This is a genomic window from Bradyrhizobium sp. Mp27 (assembly GCF_029953005.1).
Taxonomy (GTDB): Bacteria; Pseudomonadota; Alphaproteobacteria; order Rhizobiales; family Xanthobacteraceae; genus Bradyrhizobium; species Bradyrhizobium barranii.
The window spans coordinates 1-8,926 of the sequence record NZ_JASAUS010000224.1; the positions used below are offsets into that span (position 1 = coordinate 1).

The window sequence follows — 8,926 nt, forward strand, 5'->3', positions numbered from 1 at the left end:
TCCGGCGGCTCTTCTTCGTCATCTTCGCTCCTGATTCGCAGCAAGAATCCTCGCCGCTGTCAGGCAGAAAATCCACTCAAGCTACTGTCCGAATTTGCGGGGCCAGCTCTTCTCGTCGCGCCGCAAGCGATCGTCATTGTCGCTGCCGGGCCACAGATTGTTCCAGTCGGCGTAGGTGATGTTGATCGGCTGCGTGGTGCACTCGTTGAAATCGGACTGCCAGGGCAGTCCCATATATTTGGTGAGGTCACCCGGCTGAAGACCGGTCTCGAAGTCGTTGTCCTGGCTGAGCGGGGAGTTGACGTTGAAGGTCGGGTCGGCAATCACGGTGCCGTGGTCCTGATTGGCCTGGGCGGCGCTCTGCAGGAAATCCGAGACGCTGCGATCGGCGTTGATCCGATACGGCGCCCAGTAGATCGAAGGGTTGCGCATCACCCAGCCGAGCTCGGCGCCCGGACAAAAGGCGCCGCCGAGCACGTTGCTGAGCACGCCGCGGTCGAGTTCGCGGCCGGTCTTCGGCGGTGTCTTCGGATAAGGCGCGAAGGGTGAATAGCCGTCGGGCAGCCAGCCCTCCTCCTTCTCGTTGATGAACCAGCCGCGCGCCCATTGGCCGAGGATGAAGAGCTGATACTCGGTGAGATGAAGAAACTTCGACGGCGTCTCGTTGGTCAGCGGATTGTCGCCGCACAACAATGGCATCAGCGGCAGCGAATGGACGCGCGACGATGCCCGGTCCTGCACCTGGAACGAATTGGCCTCGCCCGCACGGCGCAACAAATCGAACAGGAAGCGGCGCATCGGTCCGTAGGGATCGTCGGCCTTGGAATAATGGGTCGGACCTGCGACCGCCGCCACCGCGATGACCGCTTCGCCCTGACTGGCATCGCGCAACGGTGCATCCGACGGTGTCGCCGTTGCCGTCGGCCGCGTCGCGCGTTTCGGGGTCTTCGATAATTTGTCGGGATCGAACGTGCCGCGCTGCGCCTGATCGTGCGGGTAGTTCGATTGCTGAAGGATATCGTTTAGATACCTGAATTCATCCGGCCGGAACAGGATCGGCCAGATGTCGCGATAGAACCACGGCCGGTAATTGCGATTCCAGGCAAGACGGCCGGCCTGCCAGTGGCGCAGCGCCGCCTCGTCGCGGAACGGGATCTGCTGCGGATCGTCATAGGTGCCGAGCGTCCCATAGATGCCGGTGTCGGTGGCGAACTGGCGCACATAGAGATCATACAGCACCTCGTCCATCGTGATCATGTCGAGGATCTCAGGTACGAAGCGCGGATAGCCGACCACGACCCAGGCCGGAAACTCGACGTCGATGTAACGGGTCTGGCCGACCTGCTTCGAATACATGATCAGCCGCGCCATCACCGGCCCGTCGGAGATGTCGTCGTACCAGCCGTCGGTGTTGGCATAATCCTCGATCTTCGGACCGAAGCTGCCGTTGACGTCCATGCCCGAATTGCCGTGACCGCCGAGCACGACCAGGCGGCCCTCGTTGTCGGTCATCATCTCGCCCAGCGTGTCGATGTCGAACGGCTGCAGGCCCTTGGGCGGGAACGTGGTGGCATAGCCGCCGGGGCCGCCCGAGCGATCGAAATGCGCACGCCGGTTGGTGGTCGCATTCACGCTGCGCGGGCCGGGATCGATGATGAGGAGGTCGCGGTCCTGGCCGGTGATGTCGGCGTTGCGGCGCGCGCTGCCGGGGGCGTAACCGTGCTCGCCCTTGAGCTCGGTGAACGGGTACCAGGAGGCCTTCTTGTTGGCGACATAGACGCGCCACTGGATGTCGACGAGCACACCATGATTGCCGCCGCCCTCCACGGCATCGCCGAGCGCCAGCGGTCTGCCTTCCAGGGACTCATCGTCATAGACGAAGATCTGGAAGCGCGCGGCTTGCCGCTTCACGCGGCCCTGCGCATCCTTGAAGGTCTTCACCGGAACGGGCGTGACCCCGTCGGGGCCGTGCAGGGGATTGCCGAAACTATCGCAGGCGAGCGGCATCGCCGCGGGCGTCTCCGGCGCGAGGTAGAATTCGCTGTCGCTGTTGCCCAGGCGCGCGATGCCGATGCCCGGATGGATTCGATACGTCGCCATGACTTCCCCGCCGCTTTCTCAATCCAGGAAACTGATCGACACGCCTTCCAGCTTCAGAAGCTCCCTCTCCTCCTGGTAGTCGCCGCCGATCACGACCAGCGTGATCTGCAGCGGGCCCTTCTTCTTGAGCGCCTGCCTGGCCGCGGCCGTGACGTCGATGCGATGGACGCGTGGCGTGTTGTGGCTGCGCCCGCGCTGGTCGAAGCGACGCGGCTGCGGCGGCGGGATATCGCAATGGCCGGGACCGCCGTAGCAGGCCCCATGTCCGAAGATGGAGATGTAGCCGGCGTAGTGCGGATTGCCCTTGATCGGCGTCGAGGCGTCGGCCCCGGGTTCGTTCAGGAAGGCGCGCACGAAGCAGGAGCGCATCAGTTGCGGCACCTGATGCAGGCGGATCTCCGCGCGTTTGAAGCTGCGCGCGGCCTGCGGCACGTTGATCGGCTGCGACACGAAGCGGCTGACCGGCGCCTCGAGTCCGACCGGCATGAAATGCGAGCTGCGGACGTATTCGTAGCCGAACGGCGCGATGTCGAGCGTGTCGCGAATGGTGTAGTTCCACGGCGACAGCACGGAATCGAGATCGGCCGGCAGCGCATTCGGATTGAGCTTCTGCCACTCCCACCAGATCCGATCGATGTTGACGTGGATCGGCCAGAACACGGGGTCGTAGGACGCGGTCAGATTGCTGAACATGTCGCCGAAATCCGGCTGCGAATAGAGATCCGGCCGGGCATGGAAGCGGCGGCCGCCGACCTGCGCGGCGCTGTTGCGACGCGTCGTGAGCGCACGCAGACGTGCAGTCTCCGCGCCCGGCTGCGGTGTCGTTCCCGTCGCGGTCGGCCCGCCCTGGCAAACATAGGCCGCCTTCCCGGCATCGGGGTTCTGGCCGCCAGTCCAGATGTGCATGGTGTTGTGCGGATTCTGGTCGAGGAATCCGAACGCCGCGTCGTAGATGCTGCCGCCGCCGAAGTCGCGGAAATTGTTGAGGCTCAGGATCTGGGCGATGTCGTCGGCCGACGGGTAGTGATAGTGAATGACCTGGTTGATCGTGCCGCCGCCGTCATACTCGGCAGGATAGCGCAGCGGATACCAGAGCGAATTGGAATGGAGCAGCGCGTCGATGAAGCACTGCCGGTTGGCATTCGCGGGATCGGGCGTCACGGCCGAATAGCCGATCGTGTTGATCAGGTAGCAGAAGAAGCTGTGCTGCGAGGTGAAGGTGATGCGGTCACGCGCGAGCGCCAGGATCGCCTTCTTCTGGGCCGCCGTCGGCGCCGGGTCGAGCGCCGCCAACAGCGTCTCGGCCGCCTCCTCGGTGAGATAGGCCTTCATCGAATTCGGAATGATGCGGCCCTTGTCCGGCTCCTCCGGCCGGTACTCCGGCATCGTGAAGTCCCAGTACGGGAGCATCAGCCCGGGCTCGAAGTCCTGAAGGTTCTGTTCGAACTCGTAGAGATAAGCGCGATGCCAGGGCAGGAAGCGCTCCCAACCGTGCTGGCAATGGTTCTGGTGGATCAGCGCCTGGTTGTTGTAGTTGCGCCGGTCTTCCGGCCAGTGGTCGAGATCGTAAAGCCGGCGAAAGCCGCGGCGCAGGCGTTCGAGCTGCGGCTCGCTCATGCAGTCGATGTTCATGCGCCGCCTGGGCTCGCCGGCATCCGCGGCCGGCGAATAGCCGTCGGCAGCCACCGCAAATTCGGCGATCTCGCTCACCTTCACCGTCGCCGTCTTTGCCGGCTTGCCAGGCGCAAGCTCGACTGCGACGCTGGTCGCATCATCCGGGCAGCCGGCATCGATCCAGTCGGCAATGCGGTCGACGTCGGCGGGCACGACGCGCTTGCCGCCCCATGGCAACGCTGGGAAACGGCCGCCGTCGAACGGTGCGTCACCGCGCAATCCCTTGATCAATCCGGATGCGTCACTGCGCGCGTGCGGAGGGATGCAGCAGGCGTGCCCCTCCGGCACTGGAGCAACCATCTTGATGCCGAAGATCTCGGCCGCCTCCAGCGCCTGTGCGCCCTTGTCCCAAAAACGTCCAGCGCCACCATAATCAGCGGTGCTATCGCCGGCAGCTTCATCCAGGATCGCCTTCACGCGCACATAAGCAACGGTCAATGCTTCGGTGTCCATTCCAGCCCCCGGACAGCAAGACGAAGAAGGCGGCCGGAGACTAAGCACAACTTTTGGGTGATGTCACGTAGACACGCACCTTCAACGCAGGAGCAACCGCGAATATTTTTTGTGGTTGCGTGATCTATTTCATACAACCTTTATCGAACCGACAGATCTGGCCACGCGTCTTGCGGATTCGGGCGCGAGTGCGTTGCTCCAAGTTCAGCACTGGCCATCAAACGCTGCGCGATTGAGCGCAGCGTGCATTCCAGTCGTCGTGGGACGAAGCCGAGCCACACCGTGAGCGAATCCGCGCCGAACGACTGCTCGACGAAGCCGAGCTTCGCCCTTCCCGGCCTGTTTCCCCATCGGACTTGGTTTTCCCCCGCAAGCGCGAACTTCGCGTTGCCTTGCGCGGTCGACTGCGTTAAGCGACAACCATTCTCTGTCAGGAAGGGTGGCCGAGTGGTTTAAGGCACCGGTCTTGAAAACCGGCGTGCCCGCAAGGGTACCGTGGGTTCGAATCCCACCCCTTCCGCCAACAAGATATTGAAATTTCACGTAAATTTCATTCAGCCCCGCCCTCTGCCCTAGCGACGGCCCCAGCAAGGCTGTCTGATCCACTTTAGGGAAAATGCTAGGACGGCCTGCCTGACTTCCCGTGCTGTCGGTGTGCGACCTTCTCCGATCGATTCCATGGGACGCCGGAAATGTTGCTTTCTGCAATAGAGGGGCTGAGCGCAAAGCCCGTCAGAAAGAACTCTTAAATTTCCTGGGCCAGTGGCGGTTGTCGTGATTTCTGCTGCACTGGTCTTTATTCTTCATCGTTTGCGACAAGCGGGATCTTCTAAAATAGAGCCCTGATGAATGAAGCAGCGGCGCTGCTTCAAGGCAGCACCGCCACGACGCACTTCGCAATTCGCGGTGATCTAGGGTGGGTCCTCATAAACCTGCGCTGCGCTTCGTGTGAGGTCCGCTCTGCCTCTGATAGCGGCGCGTTGGCGCACCTCCCCCTAGGTCCGAGATGGGCCAACAGGCGACGTGAATCACAATGGCAACTGAGGCGGCACTTACTCGGCTGGTGGGATCGCGTTGAGAAGCTGAGAAATGGCAGTGACAAGCTGCGCGGGCGCGAACGGCTTCGCCAACATGATGCTGTTAGGCACGCCCTTTGATGCCCAATCGTCTGCTTCGATGCCGCTCATGTAAACGACGGGAAAGTGGGGGTCGATCTCTCTGGCGTGTCGCGCGACCTCCCACCCGTCGATCTCACCGGGCTTCAGATTGATGTCCGTGACGAGCGCCCGGTATTTGCCCTCGGCCGCATCAAGTAGCTCAATGGCCTTTTCGCCGGACGGAGTTGCTACAGTCTCGAACCCGCCCTCGCTCAGGCAGTCTTCGACAAGGTTCTGAACAAGCTGGTCGTCTTCAACGACCAGGATAAAAAGCTGTTGGTTTTCCACTCGGGGACCTCAGTGCGCCGCAATAGGAGCGCAAGGGTACACGCGGGGAACAGACTATCGTTCCGAGGAAAGTGAGCAATATTGCTCACAATGGAATTGGGGCCACTCGGGGTTAAAACACCCATCTTGAGAGAAACAAAGGCCGGACGCGAATGCCGCTCTGGGCGGCCCGCAGTTTCCCATGGTCTGCTTGAGGCCCCTAGTCGGCAGCCTATTCGGAACAATGCTGTCTGGAAGCACTTGGCGCACTAGAGGTTGCCAATGCCCCGGTACTTTTTTGATGTCGAGGACGGCCACAGGCTTTTTGATTCATCGGGGTTTGTTTGCGACGACGATATCGCTGCAACAGGGCGACGGTGCTGGCCATCGGCGTTTCACTTGATAAGCCCGAAGATGATCCTGAGCGTCGCATCGCAATAATCAGCGATGACGGACGTGAGATTGGCACCGTGCCCGTGTATTCAAGGCCGTCATACGAAAACCCGGCCCCATAAGGTGCAGCCGCTACGTCGGCGCGTGCAGTTGACCGTGAAGCCAGCCGGTTGTTCGTGGGGATTTCATCGGATCAACCAGATCGGCCACAAGCTGGTGGACGTCCTTGCACGCGGGGCACTCAAACGTCCGGATATCGAAGCCAAAGGGGCCGGGCGTAATCCGAGCCAGCACCGCTTCTGCTCGACACATAGGACATAGCGTTCGGGGATGGCGGAACATGTTGCACGCCTTGATCAGGCGGGAGCGTTACAGAACTCTCAGTCACCGGTAGTTGCCGTGGTGGGCGGTGATGGAACCCACTGTGGAACTGCCACTGGCTCGGCGCTGGTCAGTATTGCTCACATGCCAAAAGAAATTAACTTGTCGTTAGTGAGTTAGGTCGCCGCTAGATTCAAATTAGGGCAATTGCTCGCAACCCCAGTGATCACGCGTCGAGGACGCTCGTCGCTATTGACCATACGTGCTGCAGCACTCCCAGCTTGGTCGAATGTCTTCCTTGGGTCATTCGCGACGTTCGAGCGGCGCGCCTCAATCTACAGGCCGACTTCTTCAACACAATCGCCCAGAAGTGGACAGCTTTAGATCATCATTAGCGGGCGTCGCTGAGACGACGCCAAATCCCGTCAGCCATCGTCCGGGGCCAGCGTTTATTCCCGCAAGCACCCGGTCGCGCAAGACTGTGGGGCAACGTTCGCCGCGCTGGGCTAGCTCGATGACTCTCGCGGCGATGCTCTCGCGAGCCCGCGCGTCGCCGTTGATATGAAGGTAATGGCAGACTTCCTCACAAGCCAGGGACATCGCCTCAATATCGTTGGGCTCGAATGCGCCGGCTGATACGAACGGAAGGATGACGTCCATAATTCAGCTCCTCTGTTACTGGGACGCCTCTTGGTTCGGCATCTCCATAACGAACGAGTCTGCGCACATTTGGAGGCGAAGTCTGAGCTTTAGTGCTCACTTGGCCGCCGGGGACACGTGCCACTACACTGCCACCGACATCCGGGCCGGGTTTTCCTGATGTTCGGTTTGCCCTAGAATGTAAGCCAATTGATAATTAAAGGCGGGAAGCGTGGCCAAGGCAACGAAGAAGCAGCCCTTCGACGTCCAGGAGTTCCTCCACACCGTGGCCTCGGGGAGGACCGTTTCAAACTATCGGAAGAATCGGAAGGTCTTCTCTCAGGGAGACCCCGGTGATGCGGTCTTTTACATTCAGGAGGGCAAGGTCAAGGTCTGCGTCGTCTCCGAGCAGGGCAAGGAGGCGGTCGTCGCACTCCACGGAAATGGGGACTTCTTCGGTGAGAGCTGCCTAAATGGGCATCCGCTGCGGGTGGCGACGGTCGTGACGGTGACGGAGTGCGTCATCATGCGGCTCGAAAAGGCAGCTATCGTGCGTGTGCTCCATGACGAGCCGAAGTTCTCTGAGATGTTCATGGCTCACCTGTTGTCTAGGAACGCCCGAGTCGAGGAGGACTTGGTCGACCAACTTTTTAATTCCAGTGAGAAGCGTCTGGCGAGGGTGCTCCTCTTGATGGCGAACTTCGGCAAGGAGAGTAAGCCCGAGCCGGTCATAGCGAAGATAAGCCAGGAGACACTCGCGGAGATGGTCGGAACCACCAGGTCGCGCGTCAGCATGTTCATGAACAAGTTCCGCAAGCTTGGGTTCATCAAATACAACGGATCACTGGAGGTCCATAATTCCCTGCTGAACGTGGTCTTGCACGACAGTCCTCACCTAAGAAAGCGTGCCGAAAAGGAAAAATGAATTGAACCTGCTCGGACGTTGCCCCTCTGGTCTAGCTGCCGCACTATCTAGCCCGCTTGACGACCGCTACGGGTCAAAACGCGAAGAATGCAGAGTAAGCAAAGTCAGTCCGCCCTACCCCACCAAGCAGACCACATTGAAATGTGTCGCCACTTCGCTGATGGGCCAGAAGGGGACAACGACAACCGAGCGGAGCAACGTCCGCTTGCCCCCGAAAGACGACAGTGAAGCCGGCATTGTCGTATGTCGGCTACGGGCCGATTGTGTTGCAAAAGTCGAAAGTTGCAGGGCTCAAGATTTTTCGCGAAAATACTAAGCAGCGAGCGATCGCTGATTCGTATGACCTCAATCGCGCTACCGAAGTCGCCTGTGAATTTTGCGTGAGGCCGTGAGGTCCCCCGCATCTTGTACGCGAAAGTCGCGCCCACGGCCCGCAGAATTTTGGTCATCGGCGAAAATCGACTTTTGCAACAGTATCGGCCAGCAGCCGACATTGGCCGCTCCTCAATCGCTCCGACTGTTAGACCGGTCCGCACTTTGATCCAGCGCGCCGCCAAGCCAGATCGACACGGCGCTCGACGGAATGATTTGCTTCGGCGTGTGCGGATTGAGGGTGCCCGCGGTCACGACCAGCCCTTCATCGAGTTTTTCTTTCGCAAAAAGCTTGGCTTCCTTCTCCGTCTCGAATGTCTTGGTCAGCCGAGGATGTCTTGGCTTTGGCAACATCCCTTTACGTTGCACCTCGAAGGTTACGTACCAAGTGTGCCTCATCGATTGCTCAAAATGTGGCGGGTCACAAAGCTACCGTGCCGAGAAGTGCTCCGCTCGTGAGCCGCAACAAGGCATTATCGCCGCACCCCAACTCGATTGACACCGCCGTTTAAGTGTAAGCGCTCCTTTCTACGCACCTATGCAGTTGAGCGCGGGGATGGGATGAGGTGTCCACCATGAACGAGGTGGACACCATCGATGATCACTCCAGAAGAACTTTTGAGAC

Annotated in this window: 6 protein-coding genes and 1 tRNA gene; 2 read left to right on the forward strand and 5 right to left on the reverse strand. The window is 60.4% G+C overall.

Annotated elements, in window-relative coordinates; genetic code table 11:
• Window positions 1–81: 81 nt before the first annotated feature.
• Together QJT78_RS45910 and QJT78_RS45915 are read right to left on the reverse strand one after the other, a co-directional pair.
• The gene (locus tag QJT78_RS45910; RefSeq protein ID WP_281460660.1) at window positions 82–2,100 is read right to left on the reverse strand and encodes a LodA/GoxA family CTQ-dependent oxidase; all 2,019 of its coding nucleotides are present in this window, start codon (window positions 2,098–2,100) and stop codon (window positions 82–84) included.
• Window positions 2,101–2,118: 18 nt separating this feature from the next.
• A complete protein-coding gene (locus QJT78_RS45915; RefSeq protein ID WP_028153362.1) occupies window positions 2,119–4,227 on the reverse strand; it encodes a tyrosinase family protein in 2,109 nt (702 codons plus the stop codon).
• A gap of 433 nt (window positions 4,228–4,660) precedes the next feature.
• On the opposite strand from QJT78_RS45915, the gene QJT78_RS45920 reads away from it, so the two are divergent.
• Window positions 4,661–4,750 (forward strand) — tRNA-Ser (locus QJT78_RS45920).
• Between the two features lie 529 nt (window positions 4,751–5,279).
• Here QJT78_RS45920 and QJT78_RS45925 read toward each other — a convergent pair.
• Window positions 5,280–5,672 (reverse strand): response regulator, encoded by a 393-nt coding sequence (locus tag QJT78_RS45925; RefSeq protein WP_028153361.1) that lies wholly within the window; start codon window positions 5,670–5,672, stop codon window positions 5,280–5,282.
• 1,044 nt (window positions 5,673–6,716) lie between these two features.
• Complete coding sequence (locus tag QJT78_RS45930; protein ID WP_157791206.1) at window positions 6,717–7,025, reverse strand: hypothetical protein; 309 nt, start codon at window positions 7,023–7,025, stop codon at window positions 6,717–6,719.
• A gap of 211 nt (window positions 7,026–7,236) precedes the next feature.
• Here QJT78_RS45930 and QJT78_RS45935 point away from each other — a divergent pair, with 211 nt between their 5' ends.
• The gene (locus tag QJT78_RS45935; protein WP_038944727.1) at window positions 7,237–7,929 is read left to right on the forward strand and encodes a Crp/Fnr family transcriptional regulator; all 693 of its coding nucleotides are present in this window, start codon (window positions 7,237–7,239) and stop codon (window positions 7,927–7,929) included.
• A 504-nt stretch (window positions 7,930–8,433) separates the two neighbouring features.
• Here the strand turns inward: QJT78_RS45935 and QJT78_RS45940 are convergent.
• Complete coding sequence (locus tag QJT78_RS45940) at window positions 8,434–8,700, reverse strand: hypothetical protein (RefSeq protein WP_049807917.1); 267 nt, start codon at window positions 8,698–8,700, stop codon at window positions 8,434–8,436.
• Window positions 8,701–8,926: the final 226 nt, after the last annotated feature.